General features: G+C 71.8%; 25 protein-coding genes. 17 read left to right on the forward strand and 8 right to left on the reverse strand.

All coding sequences use genetic code 11. From position 1 onward, the window contains the following. Positions 1–544 precede the first annotated feature (544 nt). Positions 545–1138, forward strand: a complete 594-nt coding sequence (coaE, locus tag VFV89_RS17925; RefSeq protein WP_329707327.1) for a dephospho-CoA kinase — start codon at positions 545–547, stop codon at positions 1136–1138. Between the two features lie 91 nt (positions 1139–1229). On the opposite strand, the gene VFV89_RS17930 is transcribed toward coaE, so the two are convergent. After that, positions 1230–2183, reverse strand: coding sequence for a sigma-70 family RNA polymerase sigma factor (locus VFV89_RS17930; protein WP_329707328.1), 954 nt, complete (start codon positions 2181–2183; stop codon positions 1230–1232). Positions 2184–2364: 181 nt separating this feature from the next. After that, entirely contained in the window at positions 2365–4539 is a 2175-nt protein-coding gene (locus VFV89_RS17935; protein WP_329707329.1) for a S9 family peptidase, read from the reverse strand. A 36-nt stretch (positions 4540–4575) separates the two neighbouring features. Here VFV89_RS17935 and VFV89_RS17940 point away from each other — a divergent pair, with 36 nt between their 5' ends. The 3 genes from VFV89_RS17940 to VFV89_RS17950 all read left to right on the forward strand — a co-directional run bounded on the left by VFV89_RS17940 (position 4576) and on the right by VFV89_RS17950 (position 7770). After that, on the forward strand, positions 4576–5274 hold the full coding sequence (locus VFV89_RS17940; protein ID WP_329707330.1) for a 5-oxoprolinase subunit PxpA: 699 nt from the start codon (positions 4576–4578) through the stop codon (positions 5272–5274). Between the two features lie 1057 nt (positions 5275–6331). Continuing rightward, positions 6332–6937: an allophanate hydrolase subunit 1 gene (locus VFV89_RS17945; protein WP_329707331.1), complete on the forward strand. Its 606-nt coding sequence runs from the start codon at positions 6332–6334 to the stop codon at positions 6935–6937. After that, entirely contained in the window at positions 6931–7770 is an 840-nt protein-coding gene (locus VFV89_RS17950) for a biotin-dependent carboxyltransferase family protein (protein ID WP_329707332.1), read from the forward strand. The genes VFV89_RS17945 and VFV89_RS17950 overlap by 7 nt, the downstream gene beginning before the upstream one ends. Here VFV89_RS17950 and VFV89_RS17955 read toward each other — a convergent pair whose 3' ends face one another. Beyond that, positions 7771–8781 (reverse strand): GNAT family N-acetyltransferase, encoded by a 1011-nt coding sequence (locus VFV89_RS17955; RefSeq protein WP_329707333.1) that lies wholly within the window; start codon positions 8779–8781, stop codon positions 7771–7773. 106 nt (positions 8782–8887) lie between these two features. Here VFV89_RS17955 and VFV89_RS17960 point away from each other — a divergent pair, with 106 nt between their 5' ends. Beyond that, entirely contained in the window at positions 8888–9817 is a 930-nt protein-coding gene (locus VFV89_RS17960) for a hypothetical protein (RefSeq protein ID WP_329707334.1), read from the forward strand. Continuing rightward, positions 9814–10326 (forward strand): SigE family RNA polymerase sigma factor, encoded by a 513-nt coding sequence (locus VFV89_RS17965; RefSeq protein WP_329707335.1) that lies wholly within the window; start codon positions 9814–9816, stop codon positions 10324–10326. The genes VFV89_RS17960 and VFV89_RS17965 overlap by 4 nt, the downstream gene beginning before the upstream one ends. Before the next feature lie 10 nt (positions 10327–10336). On the opposite strand, the gene VFV89_RS17970 is transcribed toward VFV89_RS17965, so the two are convergent. Then, positions 10337–11668: a DNA polymerase IV gene (locus tag VFV89_RS17970; protein WP_329707336.1), complete on the reverse strand. Its 1332-nt coding sequence runs from the start codon at positions 11666–11668 to the stop codon at positions 10337–10339. Between the two features lie 142 nt (positions 11669–11810). Between VFV89_RS17970 and VFV89_RS17975 the strand changes: the two genes are divergently transcribed. From VFV89_RS17975 to VFV89_RS17985, 3 genes are read left to right on the forward strand one after another with little or no spacing between them, the layout of a single operon-like run. After that, positions 11811–12734, forward strand: a complete 924-nt coding sequence (locus VFV89_RS17975; protein ID WP_329707337.1) for a DUF4192 domain-containing protein — start codon at positions 11811–11813, stop codon at positions 12732–12734. Between the two features lie 28 nt (positions 12735–12762). Next, complete coding sequence (locus VFV89_RS17980) at positions 12763–13893, forward strand: glutamate--cysteine ligase (protein ID WP_329707338.1); 1131 nt, start codon at positions 12763–12765, stop codon at positions 13891–13893. Between the two features lie 17 nt (positions 13894–13910). After that, positions 13911–15383 carry a glutamate--cysteine ligase gene (locus VFV89_RS17985; protein ID WP_329707339.1) on the forward strand — a complete coding sequence of 491 codons (1473 nt, stop codon included), beginning with the start codon at positions 13911–13913 and terminating at the stop codon, positions 15381–15383. Here VFV89_RS17985 and VFV89_RS17990 read toward each other — a convergent pair. Further along, complete coding sequence (locus VFV89_RS17990; protein WP_329707340.1) at positions 15380–15826, reverse strand: hypothetical protein; 447 nt, start codon at positions 15824–15826, stop codon at positions 15380–15382. The two genes, VFV89_RS17985 and VFV89_RS17990, sit on opposite strands and share 4 nt — an antisense overlap. A 122-nt stretch (positions 15827–15948) precedes the next feature. Here VFV89_RS17990 and VFV89_RS17995 point away from each other — a divergent pair, with 122 nt between their 5' ends. The 8 genes from VFV89_RS17995 to VFV89_RS18030 all read left to right on the forward strand — a co-directional run bounded on the left by VFV89_RS17995 (position 15949) and on the right by VFV89_RS18030 (position 21064). Then, positions 15949–16347, forward strand: a complete 399-nt coding sequence (locus VFV89_RS17995; protein WP_329707341.1) for a universal stress protein — start codon at positions 15949–15951, stop codon at positions 16345–16347. A gap of 34 nt (positions 16348–16381) precedes the next feature. Beyond that, positions 16382–16858, forward strand: a complete 477-nt coding sequence (locus VFV89_RS18000; RefSeq protein WP_329707342.1) for a GNAT family N-acetyltransferase — start codon at positions 16382–16384, stop codon at positions 16856–16858. Between the two features lie 5 nt (positions 16859–16863). Continuing rightward, on the forward strand, positions 16864–17433 hold the full coding sequence (locus tag VFV89_RS18005) for an HhH-GPD-type base excision DNA repair protein (RefSeq protein WP_329707343.1): 570 nt from the start codon (positions 16864–16866) through the stop codon (positions 17431–17433). Between the two features lies 1 nt (position 17434). Further along, positions 17435–17884, forward strand: coding sequence for a DUF6941 family protein (locus VFV89_RS18010; protein WP_329707344.1), 450 nt, complete (start codon positions 17435–17437; stop codon positions 17882–17884). Positions 17885–18043: 159 nt separating this feature from the next. Then, on the forward strand, positions 18044–19555 hold the full coding sequence (locus tag VFV89_RS18015) for an RNA polymerase sigma factor (protein ID WP_329707345.1): 1512 nt from the start codon (positions 18044–18046) through the stop codon (positions 19553–19555). 95 nt (positions 19556–19650) lie between these two features. Beyond that, entirely contained in the window at positions 19651–20025 is a 375-nt protein-coding gene (locus VFV89_RS18020) for a hypothetical protein (protein WP_329707346.1), read from the forward strand. Between the two features lie 272 nt (positions 20026–20297). Continuing rightward, positions 20298–20744, forward strand: a complete 447-nt coding sequence (locus tag VFV89_RS18025) for an SRPBCC domain-containing protein (protein ID WP_329707347.1) — start codon at positions 20298–20300, stop codon at positions 20742–20744. Continuing rightward, positions 20741–21064 carry a metalloregulator ArsR/SmtB family transcription factor gene (locus VFV89_RS18030; protein WP_329707348.1) on the forward strand — a complete coding sequence of 108 codons (324 nt, stop codon included), beginning with the start codon at positions 20741–20743 and terminating at the stop codon, positions 21062–21064. The genes VFV89_RS18025 and VFV89_RS18030 overlap by 4 nt, the downstream gene beginning before the upstream one ends. On the opposite strand, the gene VFV89_RS18035 is transcribed toward VFV89_RS18030, so the two are convergent. From VFV89_RS18035 to VFV89_RS18045, 3 genes are all read right to left on the reverse strand, one after another. Continuing rightward, the gene (locus VFV89_RS18035; RefSeq protein WP_329707349.1) at positions 21061–21900 is read right to left on the reverse strand and encodes a DMT family transporter; all 840 of its coding nucleotides are present in this window, start codon (positions 21898–21900) and stop codon (positions 21061–21063) included. The genes VFV89_RS18030 and VFV89_RS18035 overlap by 4 nt on opposite strands. After that, positions 21897–22373, reverse strand: coding sequence for a DUF456 domain-containing protein (locus VFV89_RS18040; RefSeq protein ID WP_329707350.1), 477 nt, complete (start codon positions 22371–22373; stop codon positions 21897–21899). The genes VFV89_RS18035 and VFV89_RS18040 overlap by 4 nt, the downstream gene beginning before the upstream one ends. Before the next feature lie 110 nt (positions 22374–22483). Then, positions 22484–22717, reverse strand: coding sequence for a DUF7455 domain-containing protein (locus VFV89_RS18045; protein ID WP_329707351.1), 234 nt, complete (start codon positions 22715–22717; stop codon positions 22484–22486). Between the last annotated feature and the right edge of the window lie 243 nt (positions 22718–22960).

Here is a 22960-nt window from a genome sequence, read left to right on the forward strand (position 1 = left end):
GCCCCGCAGGCGCGGCCGCCCGGGGCGTGTTCTGCGATCTGCACCGCATATTGGCCACCCAGGACGCCGAGATGTGGTGCCTATCAGCTGGACCGGTCTTTGCCGAGGATTCCCGGCACCAGGTGCCGACTTCCCTCCGCACACCCACCGATGGGGCTGGTGGATGCCCGCGCCCACTCCGGATCGCCTCTTGCCGTCACGGATCGCCCTCGGCGCCCCTGCCATGCGCGGGCCAGGACAGCGGTGAGCAATCAACCGCAGCCTGGCCCAGGGTGGTTGATCACCCACCGCCACCTCGGCAGGTCGGCGGGACACGACGAGACGCCGGTGGTCGGTGAACCCTCGGCGGCTCAGACCGGTTGAAAGGTCACCGCTGCCCGGCGTGGGCAGCCACCCACCCACGCAGGGGTCACCGGATATCCGGTGACCCCTGAGCTTCTGTGCCGAGATCTCGGCACAGAAGCGGATGGGTCGCCACAGAAGTAGGCCGCTCCAGGTGTGGGCGCCCGGCCACTGCGCCCCCCATCACCTAGCCTCGGGCCTCATGCGGGTCGGACTCACAGGCGGTGTCGCCTCGGGCAAGAGCACGGTCGCCCGGCTGCTGGTCGACCTCGGCGCCGTCCTCATCGACGGCGACGCGCTGGCGCGCGAGGTCGTCGCGCGGGGCACGCCGGGGCTCGCGCAGGTGGTCGAGGAGTTCGGGTCGCACCTGCTCACCCCCGACGGCGACCTCGACCGTGCCGCGCTGGGCCGGATCGTCTTCGCCGACGAGGCTGCACGCCGTCGCCTGGAGGCGATCACGCACCCGCTGATCTTCGAGAGGTACGCCGAGCTCGAGGCAGCCGCTCCGCCCGGCACGCTGGTCGTGCACGACATCCCCCTGCTGGCCGAGGCCGGGCCCGAACGAGCCGCCACCTTCGACGAGGTGATCGTGGTCGACGCGCCGCCGCAGCTCCAGGTCGAGCGGATGATGCGCGAGCGGGGCTGGACCCGCGAGGAGGCCGAGTCCCGCATCGCCGCCCAGGCCACCCGGGCGGACCGGCTCGGCATCGCGACGTACGTGGTCGAGAACACCGGCACCCTTGACGACCTCCGTGCCCGGGTCGAGGAGATCTATGCCGAGCTGACGGGCAGATGAGCAACGAGAGCCCCCGCCAGCGCGTGGCGAGGGCTCTCGTTCTCGTGGGACCGCTGAGTCTCGGGCCTCAGCAGCCCTGCTCGGGTGGACCTCAGGCGGCGAGGTCCGGGTCGGCGATCCGGCGCAGCTTCTGCAGGGCCTCCCGCTCGAGCTGGCGGACCCGCTCGGCGGAGATCCCGTGCTTGGCGCCGATGTCGGCCAGCTTGTGCTGGCGGCCGTCGGTGAGGCCGTAGCGCGAGCGGATGATGTCCGCGGCGCGCTCGTCGAGGTGCTCGACCAGCGTGTTGAGCCGGTCGCGGGCCTCGACGTCGAGCACGGTCAGGTCCGGTCCCGGAGCGGTCTCCTGGGCCATCAGGTCGCCCAGCGAGGTGTCGCCGTCCTCGTCGACGGGAGAGTCGAGCGAGACGTGCTCGCGACCCCACGCCATCAGGTCGAGGACCCGGTCGAGGTCCATGCCCAGCTCGGCCGCGATCTCGGCCGGCTCGGGCTCACGCCCGAGCTGACGCTCCAGGGTCCGGCGAGCCCCGCCGACCTGGTTGAGCTCCTCCACGACGTGCACGGGGAGCCGCACGACGCGCGCCTGCTGCGCGATGCCGCGGGTGATGGCCTGGCGGACCCACCAGGTGGCGTAGGTCGAGAACTTGTAGCCCTTGGTGTAGTCGAACTTCTCCACCGCGCGGATCAGGCCGGTGTTCCCCTCCTGGATCAGGTCGAGCATCGGCATCTGTGCGCGGCCGTACTTGCGGGCGATGGAGACCACCAGCCGCAGGTTGGCGGTGATGAACGTGTCGACCGCCTTGCGGCCCTCCTCGGCGAGCCACTCGAGCTCCTCCTGGGTGGCGTTCATCGGCGCGCCGCCCTTCTTGCGGCCCACCCGGCCCTCGCGGAGCAGGTGCTCGGCCATCAGTCCGGCCTCGATGGTCTTCGACAGCTCGACCTCGGCAGCCGCGTCGAGGAGGGCGTTGCGGGCGATCTCGTCGAGGTAGAGCCCGACGCTGTCGCGGCCCTCGATCTCGCGAGTCCCACTCGTGGTGCGAGTCGCCATTTTCCCTCCTTCGGTACCGTGGGAAGTCGCAGTCATCCCACGTCATTCACAACGCCCACGGTGACCGGGGGATTCCCGCTCAAACGTGGACCCTTCGCTCTGACAGACGAGCGAGGGGCTGTCGTAGTTGCACCGTGAGAGAACTCTCAGGGAGTTCTCAGGGCTCGCCCTCCGGCCGGCGTCAGGCGTTCGTCGCGACGGGACCTCCGGATGGGGCCGCAACGGCGTCCGCGAGGCCCATCCGGTCCAGGATCCAGGCCAGCGTGAAGGCCCGGTCGTGCCAGGACTTGTACCGTCCGGAGACGCCTCCGTGGCCGGCCGACATCTCGGTCCGCAGCAGCACGTCACCGCCGTTGAGCGCGGTGGCCCGCAGCCTCGCCACCCACTTGGCCGGCTCGACGTAGAGCACCCTGGTGTCATTGAGCGAGGTCTCGGCCAGGATCGGCGGGTAGGACACCGCCGCCACGTTGTCGTACGGCGCATAGGAGGCGATGTAGTCGTAGACCTCCGGGTCCTCCTCGGGGTTGCCCCACTCGTCGTACTCGGTGACCGTCAGCGGCAGCGTCGCGTCCAGCATCGAGGTCAGGATGTCCACGAACGGCACCCCGGCGACGATGCCGCCGAACTGCGCCGGCGCCTGGTTGGCGACCGCGCCCATCAGCAGCCCGCCCGCGCTGGCGCCCTCGGCCACGAGCCGGGCCGGGGTGGTCCAGCCGGTGGCGACGAGGTGCCGGGCGCACGCGACGAAGTCGGAGAAGGTGTTCTTCTTGCGGAGCAGCTTGCCGTCGTCGTACCAGCGGCGGCCCAGCTCACCACCGCCGCGCACGTGGGCGATGGCGAAGGCGGCGCCGCGGTCGAGCAGCGAGAGCCGGGCGACCGAGAAGTAGGGGTCCATCGAGCTCTCGTAGGCGCCGTAGCCGTACAGCACCGCCGGGACCGGCCCCGCGTCCCGGGCACCGCGCCGGCACACGATCGAGATCGGGACCCGCTCGCCGTCGTCGGCGATGGCCCAGAGCCGGTGCTCCTCGTAGTCGTCGGGGTCGTAGCCGCCGAGCACGGGAGCCCGCCGCAGGAGGGTGAGCTCACGGGTGCGCACGTCGAAGTCGTAGACCGACGACGGCACTGCCATCGTCGTGTAGCCGAGCCGGACGGTCGGCTGGTTGAAGCCCGGGTTGGCGCCCGAGCCGACGGTGTAGACCTCGTGGTCGAACTCGACGAGGTAGTCCTCGCTCACCCCGTCCGGACCGAGCTCGAGCAGCCGCAGCTGGGTGAGCCCCTCGCTGCGCTGGTGCACGACGAGGTGGCCGGCGAAGGCGTCGACGTCCTCGAGGCGTACGGCGGGGTCGTGCGGGATCAGCGGCACCCAGTCCTCGGGCGCCGTCGGGGCGATCGGCGCGGTGCCGAGCTCGAAGTCGGGACCGCTGTGGTTGTGCAGCACCAGGAACACGTCCCGGCCACCGACGACCGCGTGGTCCAGGGAGTACTCCAGGCCCGCGCGGCGCTCGCTGAAGACCCGGAAGCCGGCGTCGGGGTCGTCCGCGTCGAGGAAGCGGTACTCGGAGGTCACTTTCGAGCCGGAGGCGATGATGATGAACCGGTCGCTGCGGCTGCGCCCGACCCCGACGAAGAACCGGCCGTCCTCCTCGTGGTGGACGAGCTCGTCGGCCTCCTGGGACGTCCCGAGCGTGTGCCGCCAGATCTTGTCCGCGCGCCACGACTGGTCGACCGTCGTGTAGTAGAGGTGCTCGCCGGCGCGGTCCCAGGTGGCGCCGCCGATCACGCCCACGATCTCGTCGGGACGGTGCTCGCGGGTGGCGAGGTCGAGGACCCGGATCGTGTACCGCTCGTCGCCGACCACGTCGGTGGAGTAGGCGAGCAGGCTGCCGTCGGGGCTGACGCTGGAGCCGCCCAGGGAGAAGAAGTCGTGCCCCTCGGCGAGCGCGTCGAGGTCGAGGAGGAGCTCCTCGCCGGGGAGCGCCGGCTGGTCGGGCGCGCAGTCCTCGGCGGGCTTCGGCGGCGTCCAGTCGTCGGGGTCGGTGACGGGGACGCGACAGCTGGCGCCGTACTCCTTCCCCTCGAAGGAGCGGCCGTAGTACCAGTAGCCGCGGTTGCGGGTCGGCACGGAGAGGTCGGTCTCGCGGGTGCGCGCCCTGATCTCCTCGAAGATGCGCGTGCGCAGGTCGGCCAAGTGCGCGGTGCGTTCCTGGGTGTAGGCGTTCTCGGCCTCGAGGTAGGCCGTCACCTCCGGTGAGTCCTTGGCGCGCAGCCACTCGTAGTCGTCGACCCGGGTCCGGCCGTGGTGCTCGCTGGTGACGGGGCGGCGCTCTGCCGCGGGTGGGGCGACAGACGGCTGCATACCCGCGAACCTATCTGGACGCCGTAGGTTCGGAGCGTGCAGTGGGGCAGTGCCCGCATCGTCGATCTCAACGCCGACCTGGGCGAGGAGGTCACCGACGACGTCGCGTTGCTGGCCGTCGTGACCAGCGCCAACGTGGCGTGCGGCTACCACGCCGGCACTCTCGACATCATGCGCGTGGTCTGCGAGATGGCGGCCGAGCTCGGCGTCTCGGTCGGCGCACAGGTCTCCTACGACGACCGGGACAACTTCGGGCGCGTCGAGCGCGACGTCGACCCGGGGGTGCTCCGGGAGCAGGTGGCCGACCAGGTCGGCACCTTGAGTGCGATCGCCCGCTCGGCCGGCACCGAGGTGCGCTACGTCAAGCCGCACGGTGCGCTCTACCACCGGGTCATCCGCGACGTCGCCCAGGCGCAGGCCGTGCTCGAGGGATCGGGGGAGCTGCCGGTCCTCGGCATGCCCGGTGAGCTGCTCGGTGGCGCCGGCCGGGCCGGGCGCAAGGTCTACCTCGAGGGTTTCCCCGACCGCGGCTACGGCCCGGACGGCCGGCTCCTGCCGCGCGGCGAGCCCGGGGCGTTGGTCGAGGACGAGACCGAGATCGCCGAGCGCGCGGTCCGGCTGGCCGCGACCGTGCACTCGCTCTGCCTGCACGGTGACAGCCCCGGCGCGGTCGACAACGCGCGCGCCGTACGACGGGTCCTCGAGGCCGCCGGATGGACCCTGCGCGGCCTCTGAGACGGGTCCGGAGGCCGCGGATCTTCCTCCACAACCAGTGGACTCCACATGTGGAGAAGGGACCCAACCTGTGGACGCACTCGGCGTGTCCTGTGGAGCAATCTGTGGGACCAGAAGAATGTCGAACTTTCTTCGAAGAACCTCTTGCGCGGCCTTGAACCGAGGGCATAGAACTTCCCCACCGATCCACCCGGTGGCCCAGCCGAAAGGCCAGGGAGCAAGGGAGATCGGGGATCAGGCAGGAGCGAAGATCCACACCGCGAGGCAACTCGCGGCGGCGGCCCGGTGACGGGGTCGACGGGATCGGAGAGCCGGCCGGATCGAGGGGGACGTCACCGAGCCTCCTCAACCCGAGGGCCTCTTGGTGCTCATACCATCGAGAGGCCCTCACCTTGCTCCCGCTCCGGGGCTGGCCCTGCCGGTCCCAGGGGTGGAGACCGGGTCCTCGCCGGCTTGCCGGAGAGGACACGGGTCCCGAGTCGCCGCCGGTTCCGCCGGAGGAGGGTCGGGAGCCCGAGTCGCGACCGGCCCTGCTGGAAGCGAATCGGCCCCCAACGTCGCGCCCGGTTCGCCGGGGCGACACGGGGGAGACCGAGTCAGTGAAGGCTTCGGCCGGAGCTGACCCGGATCCGGACCACCGCCGGTTCTCACCGGTGGTGGAAAGGGCCCGGACGGCATCACAAGCTCCACACCGCGGGGCGACCCGCGGCACCGCCTCGATGACGGGGGCGGCGGGAGCAGAGGAGCCGGACGGACGAGGTGGGCGTCATCACCACCTCAACCCGAGGGCCTCTTGGTGCTCATACCACCAGGTGACCTTCACACCTCCGCCTTCCCACCGGCTTGCCGGTGGGGGGTGGGGCCGGACTGGAACGAAGATCCACACTGCGAGGCGACTCGCGGCGTCGGCCCGGTGACGGGGACGGCGGGGTCGGAGAGACTGTGCGGTCGAGGTGGGCGTCACCACTTCCGCCTCAAAGCCGAGGGCCCTCTTTGATGCTCATACCATCGAAGAGGGCCCTCACCTTTTCGGCCCGACCCAAGCACACTTGGCCCCGTGGAGCCAGTCGATATGCGCGTGGTCGGGCGTGACGCCGTCCTCGCCGACGTCGCCGACAGCGCCGCGGCCCGGTCCCTGGCGGCCTTCGCCCGAGCGGTCCACGTGGTGGCCGACGAAGTGGTCCCGGGGGCGCGCAGCGTGCTGTTCGACGGCGTACCGGACGTGGAGGCGCTGCGCCAGCGGCTCGCCGGCTGGACCCCCGACTCCGCGCCCGAGCGGGGCGAGGTCGTCGAGGTGCCGGTGGTCTATGACGGGCCGGACCTCGAGGACGTGGCGAGGCGCTGGGGGACCGACGTCGACGGCGTGGTGGCCCGGCACTGCGGGACCGAGTTCGTCTCCGCCTTCTGCGGCTTCGCACCGGGCTTCGCCTACCTGTCCGGACTGCCCGAGGAGTACGCCGTGCCCAGGCTCGACAGTCCACGCACGAGGGTCGCGGCGGGCTCGGTCGGCCTGGCCGGGTCGTGGTGCGGGGTCTACCCGACGCAGTCCCCGGGCGGCTGGCGGCTGCTCGGCCGCACCGACGTGACGCTGTGGGACCCCGACCGCAGCGAGCCCGCCCTGCTCGCGCCCGGCACGCGGGTGAGGTTCGTGCCGCGATGCTGACCGTCCAGACCGCGGGAGCCCTCACGACGATCCAGGACCGGGGCCGCGTGGGGCTGGCCCACCTCGGCGTCCCGCGCGCCGGGCCCCTGGACGTGCCCGCGGCCGCGCTGGCCAACCGGCTCGTGGGCAACGATCCGCACGCCGCCGTGCTCGAGGTGACGTGGGGCGGGCTGGAGCTGACCACCGACACCGGCGTCTGGGTCGCGGTCACCGGTGCGGACGCGCCCCTCGACATCGACGACGCGCGCCGTGGCCACCACCGCGCGGAGTGGCTGCCCGAGGGGAGCCGGCTCCGGCTCGGGCAGCCGAGCCAGGGGGTCCGCAGCTACCTCGCCGTGGCCGGCGGCATCGGCGTCGCGCCGGTGCTGGGGTCGAGGGCGACCGACACCCTCGCCTGGGTCGGTCCACCCCGGGTCGCGGACGGCGCCCACCTGCCGGTCGGGATGCCGGCCGGGCCTCCCGCTCCGCACGACACCCCGCGGCCGCCGCGCCCCGGGCCGCTGCGCATCTCACCCGGACCCCGCGACGACTGGTTCGCCGACGATGCGCTGGAGCGGCTCTGCGCGGCGCCGTACGTCGTCACCGAGGAGTCGAACCGGATCGGCCTGCGCCTGGACGGCGACCCACCCGACCGGCTCCGCGACGACGAGCTGCCGAGCGAGGGCATGGTCCTGGGCGCAGTACAGGTGCCGCCGGGCGGCCGGCCGGTGGTGCTGCTGGCCGACCACCCGCCGACCGGCGGCTACCCCGTGCTCGCGGTCGTCCATCCCGACGACCTGTGGCAGTGCGGCCAGCTCCGGCCGGGCGAGACGCTGAGCTTCGTGCGAGGTTGATCAGAGCCGCTTGACGAACTCCGCCGCCACCTCGATCGGCCGGAAGCCCATCCGCTCGTTGATCGAGACCATGAAGTCGTTGCTCTCGGCGTTCTGGGTGGTGACCAGCGTGAGGTCGTCGCGGAACGCCTGGACCGCACGCAGGTTGGTGGCCTTTGCGGCCAGCCCGAGCTTGTGCCCGCGATGCTCCCGGTGCACGAAGGTGCCCCACTGGTAGACGGTCGTGCTGTCGGTGAGCGGTACGGCGAGGGTCGAGTGGGCGACGACCTCGCGGTCGGCGGTGAGGGCGAGGGTCTCGTAGCGGGCGCGGCCCATCGCCTTGACGGTGTCGACCATCTCGGCGAACCGTTCGGGCGTCACGACCTCCTCGGCGAAGTCGACGACGCCCGTGGGCGCGTCGACGGCGAGCTGGCCCATCAGTGCGCAGAGGGGTCCGAGGAGGTCGTCGGGGATGTCGTTGACGAAGGTCTCGAAGGTGTAGCCCTCGTGGTGCGGGGCCGCCTCGTCGAGCCAGCCCTGGATCGTCTCGTCGGGCACCGGCAGGGGAAGGTGCCGGATCACCTCGTAGTTGGACAGCTCGAAGCCGCACGCCTCGGCGAACCTGCGGTAGCCGTGCGTCTCGCGCTCGGCGAAGGGGACCGTGCTGTCGGCCATCATCAGCTGCCGGCCGTCGGCCTTGGCGACCTGCTCGAGCCGCTCGAGGACGGCGCTGCCCACGCCCCGCCGGCGGTCGGGCACGTCGACGTCGACCTTGAAGTAGGCCTTGTCGGGGTTGTCGAGCAAGGGCGACCACAGGATGGCGGTCGAGACCAGCCGGTCGCCGTCGTAGGCCGCGAAGACCTGCTGCCGCTCGCCGCTGTCGCTGGAGCGGATGGCCCCGATGAACTCCTCCCAGGTCCAGAACGGCGAGTCCTCGCGGCCCAGCAGCTCGGCGCGGCGGGACACGTCGTAGTAGTCGCGCATCACCTCGTCGTCGGCGAGCGCGGCCTCGTCGAGCTCGCGGATCTCCACGGTCATCGAGGCTAGGGCGGTCGACAGGGGCATCGCGAGGCATTTACTCCCGCGCCGGGCCGGACGAGATTGACAACCGAACGGACCGGCGGACCGTAGAGGTGGCATGACTGACGACGAGGGCGACCTGGCGCTCCTCGGCGACCTGCTCGAGCGCAGCTTCGACGCGGGACCCGAGGGGCTCCCGACCCCGGCAGAGCGGCTGGCCGAGGGTCGGCGCGTCCTGCGCCGGCGGCGCAGGATCGGGATCGTGGCGACGTCGGCCGGCGTCGTCGCGGCGATCGGCGTGGGCGTGGCGCTGTCGGGAGCCACCGGTGACCACGGCGGCGACGGCGCGCCCGCGGTGGCGACGAGCAGCTCCTCCCCGTCCACGGCCCCTACCGAGACCCCGGCCACCGTTGCTTCCCCTGCTCCGAAGTCGCACAGGCAGCAGCAGCGGCTCGTCTCGGACATGTTCCCGGCGTCGTTCGACTACGACGGCAGCATCGTGGTGAAGGACGGCTGGCACATCACCCGGCAGGTCGACGAGCCGGTCGGGCTGCTTCCACCGGAGAAGTCCCTCGGCGTCGTCGTGGAGCGCGGGGACCAGGTCCGCTGGATGCTGCTGACGCTTCAGGTCGGCCAGGACGGGGAGGGCCACGACAAGCCGGGCACGTGGAGCCTCGGCGCGAGTGCCGACGACCCGGGCAAGGACTTCAGCCGCTACGACGACTGGCTGGCCAGCCAGGCCGAGCTCCAGGGCGGTCCGAAGACGCAGCCCCTCGCCGTCGTCGACGCCGACGACACACTCCGGGCGGGTCCGGGCGCGGAGCTGGTCGAGGTCCGGCCGGCGCCGCTGATCAAGCACTACACGACCGAGCGGGACCGGCTGGCCGAGGTCCGGCGGGACGGGCGGACCTGGTTCGTGATCGTCCGCGGGCACGGGGCGGACGCCTCCCTCTATCCCGTCGACGCCACGGTCCTGCCGACACCCACGTTCGAGGCGCTCGCCGCCTACATGGCCGCTGAGGTCGCCTCGGGTGAGGGGGTGCGGTGACGCGTTCGGCAGACGAGCGGGATGCGGCCTACGTCGAGTACGTCGCCGCACGCCAGGCCCACCTGCGCCGCATCGCCTACGCGATCTGCGGCGACTGGCACCGCGCCGACGACGTCCTGCAGACGGCGCTGACCAAGCTCTACCTGGCCTGGCCGCGGCTGCGCGACCACACCTCGCCGGACGCCTACGTGCGCCGCATCATCGTCCGGGCCGACATCGACGACCGGCGACGGGTCTGGCGGCACCGCGAGCGCGCGGGCCTGGACGGCCACGACCGTGCGGCGAGCGCCGGCCTGGCCGTCGAGGAGCGGTCGGCGCTGTTCGAGGCGCTCCAGGCGCTGCCGACGATGCAGCGCAAGACGGTGGTCCTGCGCTACTGGCTCGGCCTGTCGGTCCAGGAGACCGCGCACGAGCTGGGCATCAGCGAGGGCACGGTGAAGAGCCACGCCTCCCGCGGGTTGGCGGGCCTGCAGCGGGTGCTGGCCGGCGCGTGGGACGCGGGTTCCTAGTGCGGGGCACTTAGCCCTGGGGCTCGGCGTCGGTGACCGCCGGGCGCCAGGGATGCAGCTGCGGGTCGTCGTCTGCATAGGACCGCACCGGCCCGGCCGGGGTCTCCGCGGTCTCGAACCGGACCGTCACCACGCCGCGGCCCGAGCCCCACACCCAGCCCCGGCCGAGCTCGTCGTGGACGACGTCCATGCCGGGCGACCAGCCCGGGCGGTCGCGCGCCCTGGTCACCTCCACCGCCGGCGACTCGGGCTCCGCCTCGTCCTCGGTCTCGCCGAACAGGTCCTCCTGGATCCAGTCCGCCAGCCCGGACACCCCGACGCCGAGGAGGCGTACGCCGCCGGAGGTGTCGAGGTCGGCGAGCAGCCCCCGGGCCAGTCGGGCGACGGTGGCCGCGCTGTCGGTGGGCGAGGGGAGCGTGGTCGATCGGCTGAGGGTCGTGAAGTCGTGCAGCCGCACCTTGATCGTCACCGTCCGGCCGGAGAGGCCGTGGCGCCGCAGCCGCGTGGCGACGTCGCCGGCCTGCCTGGTCAGGAGGTGCTCCATCAGTGACCGGTCGGTGAGGTCGGTGTCGTAGGTGCCCTCGGAGCTGACGGACTTGGTCTCCCGCTCGGGCTCGACCGGCCGGTCGTCGTCGGCGCGCGCCAGCGCGTAGAGGCTCGCGCCGTGTGCCTTGCCCACCAGCCGGACCAGCTCGTCGAGGCTGACCGACTCGAGGTCGGCGACGGTGTGGATCCCGACGCGCCGCAGCCGCTCTGCGGTCGCGGGCCCGACGCCGGGGATGACCGTGACGTGCATCGGGCGCAGCAGCTCGGTCTCCGTCCCGGGCACCACGACCACCAGGCCGTCCGGCTTGTCGAGGTCGCTGGCCACCTTCGCGATGAACTTCGAGCTCCCGACCCCCACCGACGCCGTCAGCCCGCCGGTCGCCTCGGCCACCTTCGCACGCAGCTCCTCGGCGAACGCCGTCACGGTCGGCACCTCGAGGTCGTCGAGCGCGCGGGCCGCGGCCAGGTCGACGAACGCCTCGTCGAGGCTGAGCGGCTCGACCAGCGGGCTCGCCTCGCGCAGCAGCGCCATCACGATCGCGCTCGCGTCGCGGTAGGCGTGGAACCGCCCGGTCAGGAACGCCGCGTGCGGGCACCGGGACCGGGCCTCGCGGGTGGACATCGCCGAGCGGACGCCGTACTTGCGCGCCTCGTAGGACGCCGTGGCCACCACGCCGCGTCCGCCGACGCCGCCGACCACCACCGGCTTGCCGCGCAACGACGGCTTGTCGCGCTGCTCGACGGCGGCGAAGAAGGCGTCCAGGTCCAGGTGGAGGACCGAGGCGTGGTCGCGCACGGCGGCAAGGTATCTCCCGGAGCCGACGGTCCTCGCACCGATCGGCCACTTGCCCTCCACCGCGCCCCCTCAGCCGTGGGTTGTCCACAAGGCCCGCCACACCGGCCCGGAACCGTCGGCCTCCCTGGGCAGCGTCTCCACCATGACCGAACCCACGAGCCCGTCCACCACCTTGCAGGCCCGCACTCCCGAGGACGTCCTGGCCGCCGTGCCCGTCGTGCTCGGCTTCGAGCCGCAGCAGTCGCTCGTCATGCTGACCTTCGGGGGCACCGAGAGCTTCCACGCCCGCGTCGACCTCCCGCCGCCCGCGGAGGTCGACGCAGGGGTCGCCCAGCTCCTCGAGCCGGCCGTCCTGCACCGGGCGACCCGCGTCCTCTTCGTCGTCTACGCCGACGACGGCCGGGCCAGCCGCCTGGCCATGCGCAGGCTGCGGCAGGCCTTCGGCGAGGCCGGCATCGAGGTGGTGGAGGTGATCCGCGTCCACGACGGCCGCTGGTTCGCACCCGGCCGGCCGGGCGCCGCACCGACCGGCGTCCCCTTCGACGTCGGCAACCACCACTTCCGGGCGCAGGCCGTCGCCGAGGGGATCGTCGTGCACCGCTCGCGGGCCGAGCTCGAGGAGCTGTTGCAGCCCCGTCCCGAGGCGGTCGACGAGGTGGCCCGCGCAGTGCGCCGGGCCGTGCCCAGCCCCCCGGGCGAGCTCGGCGACCTGGTCGACCTCCGGCTCGATGCCGGCCGGTTCAGCACCCCGGAGCTCGCCCGGGTGCTGCTCGGCCTCCAGGAGGGCGAGGGTCGCGACGCCGCGCTGGCCGCGATGTCCCGCGACGCGGCATTGGAACACGTCCGGCTGTGGACCGACGCGGTCCAGCGCGCCCCCGCCGAGCTCGCCGATGCGCCGGCCGCGGTGCTCGCCCTGGCGGCCTGGTTGGCCGGCCACGGGGCCCTGGCCTGGTGCGCCGTCGACCGCTCCCGGGCCACCGGCCCCGGCCTCACCCTGGCCTCGCTGGTCGCGGACCTGCTCACCCGGGCCGTGCCGCCCTCGGCGTGGTCGCAGGCCGCCTCGTGAGGACCGGACCGCTGGGTACCGCGCGCCCGTGGAGCCCCGCACCGTCGGCGTCGAGGAGGAGCTGCTGGTCGTCGACCCGGCCACGCGCGCCGTGACCCCGCGCGCCCGCGAGGTGCTCCAGGCCCACGCCGCGCGCCACGACGACGAGGAGCTCGACCAGGAGCTGTTCCGGCACCAGCTCGAGATCCGCACCGAGCCCTTCCGCGACGTCGGCGAGCTGGTCCGGCAGCTGGTCGCCGCCCGGCAGGCGGCCGCCGAGGCGGCGGAGGTCCACGACCTGTCGGTCGCGGTGTGCGCGACGGTGCCGCTGGGGGTGGAGGAACCCGAGGTGACGCCCGACGACCGCTACCGCGACGTGGTCGGCCGCTACGGCGCGATCGCCCTGCTCGGCACCACCTGCGGGATGCACGTCCACGTTGCGGTCGAGTCCGACGACGAGGGCGTCGGGTGCATCGACCGGATCGCACCATGGCTGCCGGCGCTGCTGGCGATGAGCGTCAACTCGCCCTTCGTCCGCGGACGCGACACCGGCTACGCGTCGTGGCGGACCCAGCAGTGGTCCACCTGGCCGAGTGCCGGGCCGACCGAGCCGTTCGGGTCGGTGGAGGGCTACCGGCGCGCGTGCCGGCGGATGATCGCCAGCGGGGCCGCCCGTGACTCCGCGATGCTCTACTTCGACGCCCGGCTGTCCGACAAGCAGCCGACGGTCGAGGTGCGCATCCTCGACGCGGTCACCGACCAGGACGACGTCGGGCTGCTGACGGCGCTGGTGCGTGCTCTCGTGGAGACCGCGGTGCTGCAGTGGTCCCGCGGCGTGGCGCCGTCGGCCTGGCGAAGCGAGGAGCTGCGGGCCGCGCGGTGGCGGGCCTCGCGCTACGGCCTGAGCAGTGACCTCCTCGACCCCCGCGACCACGAGCTGCGGCCGGCGCGCGAGGTGGTGGGCGCGCTCGTGGCGCTGGTGGGGGAGTGGCTCGACGTTGCGGGCGACTCCGACCGGGTCGAGGCGGGGGTGGAGCGGGTGCTGGCCGGCACCGGTGCGACCCACCAGCACGCGGCCTACGAACGCACCGGCTCCCTGGAGGGGGTGGTCGACGACCTGCTGGCCCGGACGACCGAGTCCTGGACCTCGCGGTCCGTACCCTCGCCAGAGGGTCCGTGACGTCCTAGTGTCCCGGCATGGGAGAAGAGGTCGAGCAACAGGAGTTCTCGCGCGCGGACCGCACCCGCTATCGCGAGAAGGTGCGCCGCTGCCTCGACGTCTTCGCCCGGATGCTGCGCGAGGCGCGCTTCGACACCGACGACCCGATGACCGGCCTCGAGGTCGAGCTCAACCTGGTCGACGACAACGGCGACCCGGCGCTGCGCAGCACCGAGGCGCTGGCGGCGATCGCGGACCCGGCGTTCCAGACCGAGCTGGGCCTGTTCAACGTCGAGATCAACGTGCCGCCGGCCAAGCTGCGTGAGGGCGGGCTCGAGACGTTCGAGGAGCTGCTGCGTGGCGACCTCAACGGGGCCGAGGCCAAGTCGGCCGAGATCGGCGCCCACCTGGTGATGATCGGGATCCTCCCGACGCTCGCCGCCGACCACCTGACCGCGGACAGCATCAGCCCCAACCCGCGCTACAAGCTGCTCGGTGAGCAGATCCTCAACGCGCGCGGTGAGGACATCTCGATCCGCATCGCCGGCATCGGCAACGCCGAGAAGCTGGAGACCACGACCGACTCGATCGTCCCCGAGGCGGCCTGCACCAGCACCCAGTTCCACGTGCAGACCTCGCCGGACAGCTTCGCCGCCTACTGGAACGCCTCCCAGGCGATCTGTTCGGTCCAGCTGGCGGTGTGCGCCAACTCGCCGTACCTGCTGGGCCAGGAGCTGTGGCGCGAGACCCGGATCCCGTTGTTCGAGCAGTCGACCGACACCCGCGCCGAGGAGCTCAAGGCACAGGGGGTGCGGCCGCGGGTCTGGTTCGGGGAGCGCTGGATCAACTCGGTCTTCGACCTGTTCGAGGAGAACGTCCGCTACTTCCCCGCCCTACTCCCGATCACCGAGGACGAGGACCCGCTCGCGGTGCTCGAGGACGGCGGCGTGCCGAAGCTCTCCGAGCTGCGGCTCCACAACGGGACCATCTACCGCTGGAACCGGCCGGTCTACGACATCGCCGGGGGAGTGCCGCACCTCCGCGTCGAGAACCGCGTCCTCGCGGCCGGCCCGACGGTCGCCGACACGGTGGCCAACGCCGCGTTCTACTTCGGGCTGGTCCGCAACCTCGCCGAGAGCGAGCGGCCACTGTGGTCCCAGATGTCGTTCAGCGCTGCGGAGGAGAACTTCCACGTCGCGGCCCTGCACGGCATCGAGGCGCAGATCTACTGGCCCGGCGTCGGGCAGGTCCGGGCCACCGAGCTCACCTTGCGCCGGCTGCTGCCGATGGCCCGCGAGGGGCTGGCCGCGTGGGGGGTCGACGAGGCCACGAGCGACCGGCTGCTGGCGATCATCGAGCAGCGCTGCCTGCTCGGGACCAACGGCGCGGAGTGGTTCGTGCGCCGCATGCACGAGCGCTCGGACATGGAGCGGTTCGATGCGCTGCGCGCGACCTTGCAGGAGTACCGCGAGCTGATGCACACCAACGAGCCGGTGCACACCTGGCCCTAGCCCGCCCGCGACAGGGTCTCTGCTCGCGGCCGCACCCGGGCCCAGGTCCGGGCCAGGCCGCTGCGCGGGTCCCACCACCCGCGGCGGTTGACCACCACGAAGGTCAGCGGCACCTGCGCCTCGTCGTAGGCAGCCCGGGCACCGGCCAGCCATCGTGCGTCGACGTCCTGCAGCTCGAGGCCGCCCGGCCGGGTCAGCCAGACCAGGTGGCCGGGACCGGCGCCGGCGCGGACCCGCAGCGCGGCGACGACGTCGGTGCGCAGCCCCGGGTCGCTCGGCTCCGCCTCGGTGAGGTCCAGGGACGCGAGCGGACCACCGGGGACGCCGATGTGGAGGACCGCCGGGTAGCGCCCGCGGCGCCGTTCGCTGGACGCGTGGTCGTGCACGGCCCGGCGCAGCAGCATGCGGGTGCGGGGCGGCAGCGGGTCGGTGAGCCCTTCCATGACCGGGGTCTCCCCACAACGGACCGGTCTGACGCCGGCTCTCCACAGGCGTCGTTCCCGGTTCGGTAACCTGCCGTGCGGAGGCCGTGGGTGCCCGGTCCTCGACAGCAGGAGGCGATGCGATGCCGACCGTGGTGCTGGGCTACGTGCCGAAGCCGGAGGGTGAGGCGGCCCTGGCGGTGTCGATCGCCGAGGCCCGACTGCGACAGGCCGACCTCGTCGTCGTGAACTCCCGCCGCGCCCACATGAGGGACCCCGAGGCCCACGAGAGGATCCTGGCCGAGCTCGAGGACGTCCGGATCCGCGTCACCGAGGCGGGAGTCGCCGTCGACGTCCGCCAGCCCGAGACAGGCCTCGAGGCGTCCGAGGACCTGCTCCAGATCGCCGAGGAGGTCGCCGCAAACCTCGTCGTCATCGGACTGCGCCGACGTACGCCGGTCGGCAAGCTGATCCTCGGGAGCAACGCCCAGCGGATCCTGCTCGACGCGCCCTGCCCGGTCCTGGCCGTCAAGTCCGACTGAGGCCGTGGCGCGGGTCTTCCGTCGCCTCACCGAGGTGGATCTGCCGGCACTGCTCGACCTCCAGGAACCGGGCGCCGTGGCCGGCCTGTCCGACGTGTTCCCCCAGGAGAGCCACCCGTTCCCACGCGACGCGGTGCTCGCGCGCTGGCGCGTCGAGCTCGCGGACCCGGGGGTCGCCGCCTACGTCGCTCACGACGGCAGTCGGCTCCTGGGCTTCGCCGCGCGGCGAGGCGATGAGGTCCTCCACTTCGGCACCGCGCTCCAGAGCTGGGGTTCCGGGATCGCGTCGTGGCTGCTCGAGGAGCTCCTGGCGACGTTCGACCCAGAGGTCCGCCGGATCCGGTTGTGGGTGTTCACCGACAACGGCCGCGGCCGCCGGTTCTGGGAGAAGCACGGCTGGCAGCCGACCGGCCGCACGACGCGCTCGACGTTCGCGCCGTACCCGACGCTTCTGGAGTACGCCCGGTCGAGGACGGGCGATGAGTCCGCACCCGCCGATGGGTCAAGATGACCACCATGGCCATCCACATCACCGGTGACGCCGACGCCGACCAGGTGCTCACCGACAGCCCGTTCGCGCTGGTCGTCGGGATGATGCTCGACCAGCAGTATCCGATGGAGCACGCCTTCCGTGGTCCGCACAAGGTGCTGACCCGGTTCGGCTCGATCGAGCCGGGTGCGATCGCGGCCGCCGACCCGGAGGAGTTCGCGACGCTGTGCTCGACTCCGCCGGCCATCCACCGCTACGGGCGTTCGATGGCCGGGCGGCTCCAGTCGCTGGCGCAGCTCGTGGAGGAGAAGTACGACGGCCACGCCGAGCGGCTCTGGACCGAGGCGAGGACGGGTCAGGAGCTGTTCGCGCGGGTCAAGGAGCTGCCGGGCTTCGGCGACCAGAAGGCGAAGATCTTCGTCGCGCTGCTGGCCAAGCAGCTCGGCGTACGTCCCGACGGCTGGGAGCAGGTGGCCGGTGCCTACGCCGAGGAGGGCTACCGCTCGGTCGCGGACGTGACCGACCCGGCGTCGCTGCAGAAGGTCCGCGACTTCAAGAAGGCGAAGAAGGCCGAGGCGAAGGCGCAGGCCGGCTGACGTGAGGGCCACCCTCCTGCTCGCCGATCACGCCGTGGTCGCCGAGGGCAAGCTCTACATCAACGGCGGCGGCTGGAGCGTCACCACCGGGGGAGCGCCGTCCGCGATCGCGGTCAAGCTCGACGTGCCGTGGGACCGGACCAACCAGCGGCTGCAGCTGCGGCTGCGCCTGGTCGGTCAGGACGGCGAGCCGGTCGTCGTCTCGGGCCAGGAGGGTCCACAGCCGGTCGTGATCGCCGCCGAGGCCGAGGTCGGGCGGCCGCCGGGGCTGGCGCACGGCGCGGACATCGACTTCCCGCTCGCCTTCCAGATCGGTCCGCTGCCGCTGCAGCCTGGGCAGCGCTACCAGTGGGTGCTCGACATCGACGGCGAGACCCGCGAGGACTGGCGGCTCACCTTCAGCACCCGTCCGGCGCCGAGCACACCCACGACGTACGTCGTGGATCCCTGACCGAAGACACCCGATCCGACCTGCGGTGCCAATGCTGGAACGCCTTGGCCAGCGTGGCAGAATGAGTGACGCGGCTCTTGACGACAGCGGGTCGTGACGCGCCCTGAGTCTGTCTCGGACCCCCATCCCGACCTGTTCCACCCAGCCATGATTGAAGAGGTGTTCGTGTCTTCCTCGAACGCGCGCAAGGTTCCTGAGCAGGTGCTCTCCCACCCCGCCGTCGTGGCACTGGTCGAGAAGGGCGCGAAGGGGAGCCTGAGTCCGGAGGACGTACGCCGGGCGAGCGAGGAGGCCCAGATCGAGCCGCGGCACCTCAAGGGGCTGCTGGCTCACCTGAGCACGCTCGGCATCTCGGTGCACGTCGACGTCAGCTCGGCGCGGGTGGCCGCGGCGACGACGGCCAAGAAGGCCGGTGCCGTCAAGACCGCTCCTGCCAAGAAGGCCGCCACCAAGGCGCCGGCCAAGGCGACGGCCAGCAACGGCACCACCAAGACCGCGGCGAAGAAGGCCGCGGCGCCGGCGAAGAAGGCCGCGCCCGCCAAGAAGGCCGCCGACGCTCCGGAGCCGGCCGAGGCCGAGGTCGCCGGCGACGTGGTGATCGGGCCGGACGGCAAGAAGGTCCTGCCCGACATCTCCGACGAGCAGTTCGAGAAGGACGTCGCCACCGACCCCTCGATCGAGGAGGACGAGAAGGAGGCGTCCTTCGTCGTCTCCGACGCCGACGACACCGGCGAACCCGAGCAGCAGGTCATGGTCGCCGGCGCGACCGCCGACCCGGTCAAGGACTACCTCAAGCAGATCGGCAAGGTCCCGCTGCTCAACGCCGAGATGGAGGTCGAGCTCGCCAAGCGGATCGAGGCCGGACTGTTCTCTGAGGAGAAGCTCGCCAAGGGCGGCAAGATCAGCCCCAAGCTCCTCGAGGAGCTCGAGTGGATCGCCGAGGACGGCCGCCGCGCCAAGAACCACCTGCTCGAGGCCAACCTGCGGCTCGTCGTCAGCCTGGCCAAGCGCTACACCGGCCGCGGCATGCTCTTCCTCGACCTGATCCAGGAGGGCAACCTCGGCCTGATCCGTGCGGTCGAGAAGTTCGACTACACCAAGGGCTACAAGTTCTCGACCTACGCCACCTGGTGGATCCGGCAGGCGATCACCCGTGCGATGGCCGACCAGGCCCGCACCATCCGCATCCCGGTGCACATGGTCGAGGTCATCAACAAGCTGGCCCGCGTCCAGCGCCAGATGCTCCAGGACCTCGGCCGCGAGCCGACGCCGGAGGAGCTGGCCAAGGAGCTCGACATGACCCCCGAGAAGGTCATCGAGGTCCAGAAGTACGGCCGCGAGCCCATCTCGCTGCACACGCCCCTGGGTGAGGACGGCGACTCCGAGTTCGGCGACCTGATCGAGGACTCCGAGGCGATCGTCCCCGCGGACGCCGTGAGCTTCACCCTCCTCCAGGAGCAGCTCCACGCCGTCCTCGACACCCTGTCCGAGCGTGAGGCCGGTGTGGTCAGCATGCGGTTCGGCCTCACCGACGGTCAGCCGAAGACCCTCGACGAGATCGGCAAGGTCTACGGCGTGACCCGCGAGCGGATCCGCCAGATCGAGTCCAAGACCATGTCGAAGCTCCGTCACCCGAGCCGCTCGCAGGTGCTGCGCGACTACCTCGACTGAGACTGGTCCGGACCGGCGTTGGTCAGGACGTAACGCGGAGGGTCGTTGGTGACAGGTTGCACACGGGACCTGACCACAAGAAGGAGAGTCCAGATATGAAGCTCGCCCGTTCGCTCGCCGTCGCGGCCGTCACCGCGGTCGTGGCCCTGGGTGTTGCGGCCCCCGAGGCCGCCCACGCCGACAAGCCCGGCAGTGAGCCCTGTGCCAACCAGCAGATGCAGGTCGACAAGGCGCAGGCCGCCTTGGCGCACGTGACCGCCGTCTTCGAGCACCAGCAGACCAGGGTCGAGCGGCTGCAGGCGCAACTGGCAGCAGCCACCACGCCCGAGGAGCAGGCGAAGATCCAGGCGAAGCTGGACAAGGCGCTGGCGCACAAGCAGCACGTCAAGAAGGACAAGAAGGCGCAGAAGCAGCGGCTGGCCAAGGCTCAGCAGCGGCTGGACGACTGCCTGGCAGCCAACCCCGCCTGACTCGCCTCACAGGCTCGCGCACACGTCAGCCCGGCCTTGCCTGGTCAAGACCACCGGTCCTTGTTCAGGTGCTCGTAACAATTCGACCGTAGGCTTGGGTCGTTCGCGTGGGGGGATTGGGGGATCCGAACTTAGCGAACCGGGCGCCCTTCGCAGAGATTGCGGAGGGCGCCTTGACGTGTGCACGGCCACGAAATTGCGCAACCGGCCAGTTGCAGCAGGTCCAGCAGATGTGCAACTATAGTATTGCACTTCAGCCGAGAGGATGGACCATGACCCAGACCGACCAGGAGCTGGACCGGATCGAGCGCAGCATCGACATCGACGCCCCCGCGGAGAAGGTGTGGTCGCTCCTCGAGCGACCCGGGTGGTGGATCAACGAGCACGAGGTCGACCCCGAGCCGGTGATCCGCTGGGAGAGCGACGACATGGCGGTCGTGGTGCACGCCAAGTTCGGGGAGTTCACGCTGCACCGGCTCGAGGCCGCTGCGCCGCGCTACATCTCCTGGCGCTGGATCGAGCACGACGACGCCGGGACGCTGGTGGAGTTCTGGGTGGACGACCGCCCGGGCGGGGTCACGCTCAGGGTCGTCGAGAGCGGGCTGGCGTCGCTGGGCAAGGACGCCGAGGCCCTGCGCAAGCACTACGACGGCAACTCCGAGGGGTGGGAGGTCGAGCTGGCCGCAGCCCAGCGGTTCGTCATGGGACAGGCCGGATGACGGCCACGACGCAGCTCGCGCCGGTGTTCGCGGCGCTCGGCGACGACACCCGCTGGTCGATCCTGGTCCGCCTGGGCGAGGCGCCGGCCTCGGCGTCGGCGCTGGCCCGGGAGCTCCCGATCAGCCGGCAGGCCATCGTCAAGCACCTCGAGGTCCTCAGCGCGGCCGGGCTGGTGGAGTCGGAGAAGGTCGGCCGCGAGCTCGTCCACCGCGCCCTCGGTGGGCGGTTGAGCGACGTGGCCCGCGACCTGGAGCGGATCGGCAGGAGCTGGGAGGCCCGCCTGGCCCGGATCAAGAGGCTGGCCGAGGGCGCAGGCTAGCCGGCCGCGACCAGCACGACCGACGCGACGCACATGGCCATGCCGACGCCCTGCGCGCGGTGCACGCGCTCGTGCAGGACCGCCGCCGCGAGCAGCACCGTGAAGGCGGGGTAGAGCGAGGTGATGACGGCGGCCACGCTGAGGTAGCCGTGATGGGTCGCGACCTGGAACAGCCCGGTGGCCAGCGCGCCGAGGACACCGCTGATCGCGCCCCCCAGCGCCCACCTCGACCTCGGGACCCAGTCCTGCCGCAGGGACGCCGCAACCACCACGACGGCCACGCCGGCGACGAGCAGGTTGACCGCGAGGGGGAGGAACCCGGCCTCGGCCGGGATCTGCGCCAGGGCGGCGAACAGCGTCCCGAAGCCCAGCCCGGCCAGCACGCCGTCGAGGACGCCGGAGCCCCCGGCAGCGGTCCCGGCGACGGTGGTCGTCGGCTCCCGCGAGACCAGCCAGATGGCCGGCAGCGCCAGCACCACACCCGACCAGACCGAGAGGTCCGGCCGCTCGCCGGTCACGACGCCGACGAGGACCGGGACCACGACCGCGCCGACACCCGAGACCGGGGCGACCACGCCCATCCGGCCCGAGGCCAGGCCGCGGTAGAGGAACGCCGTACCGAAGCCGTTGCCGACGCCGGCCACCAGCGCCCAGGCCAGGTCCGACCGGTCCGGCGAGCCGCCGTCCACCAGCGCGAACGCCACCACCAGCACCGTGCCGCAGAGCTGGGCGACCAGCGACACCGCCCAGGGGCCGCTGCGCTTGGAGAAGATCCCGCCGTTGAAGTCGCTCAGGCCGTAGGACGCCGCAGCCAGCAGGGAGAGCACGACGGTCACGTGAGCACCACGCCGGCAACCCAGAGGCAGGTCGCCGCGACCCCTGCTGCCAGCTCGATCAGGATGCTCAGCCCGACGGCCTTCAGCGCCTGCCTGGTCGAGGGCCAGGCGGCCCGGCCGCCCAGCCGCCGCAGCTCCGCGAGGTAGACGCCGAGCACGAAGCCCACGAACAGCCCCACGACCGGGATGACGAAGAACCCGACGACGCCGAGCCCGGCTCCGATCCACTGGGTCGACGCAGGGATCCCGGCGTCCTTGAGCTGCCGGGTCGGGACGACGTACTTGACCGTCGCGCCGAGCACCAGGACGACCGCGGCGACGGCGAACACGGTCCAGGCCGTCGGGCCGCCGACGTCCAGGGCCCACAACAGGATCGCTCCGAGGACCAGGACCGAGCCCGGGAGGATCGGTACGACGATGCCGACCAGCCCGACTGCGATGGCCAGGGCGACCAGCAGCTCGAGACCGGACATGGCGGGGAGCCTCTCACAGACAGGTCAGGAGAACAGGAAGCCCCGGATCCCTCGGGATCCGGGGCCCTGTGCAGACTTGGGGGCAGATTGGGCGAACTGGGGACGGCCGGTCAGCGCTCTCCGTCGGGGGCAGATGTCGAGGTGTCCGACAGCTTGTGCGTCTCGTCCACGAACGTGACGGCGATCTCCTTCAGCTTGTCACCATGCTCCTTGGCGTGGTGGGCGCAGAAGAGGAGCTCACCGCCGGACTGGAGCTCCACGCGAAGGTAGGCCTGGGCTCCGCAGCGGTCGCAGCGGTCTGATGCGCTCAGCCCTGCCGACGACGGTGCGACTGCAGTGTTCACGACGGCCTCATTTCTTGATCTTGGTGTCGTGGGTGAAACGTAGAAGGGGTCCCCAAAGATTCCCCGGCGACGCCTCCCCTGACATCTCAATCCAATCACGTTAGATGTGCCCATTCGCGGGATGTTCCACTCCCGGGACCAGTGTGTTGCCTCGGTCGTGCTCGCGTGGTGAGAACGGTGAAGCCTGTGGATCTGTTATGCGTTTTGTTACCCGGCACGGGTTGATGGTGCGTTCCTCGTCAC

Source organism: Nocardioides sp., assembly GCF_036274455.1.
GTDB lineage: Bacteria > Actinomycetota > Actinomycetes > Propionibacteriales > Nocardioidaceae > Nocardioides.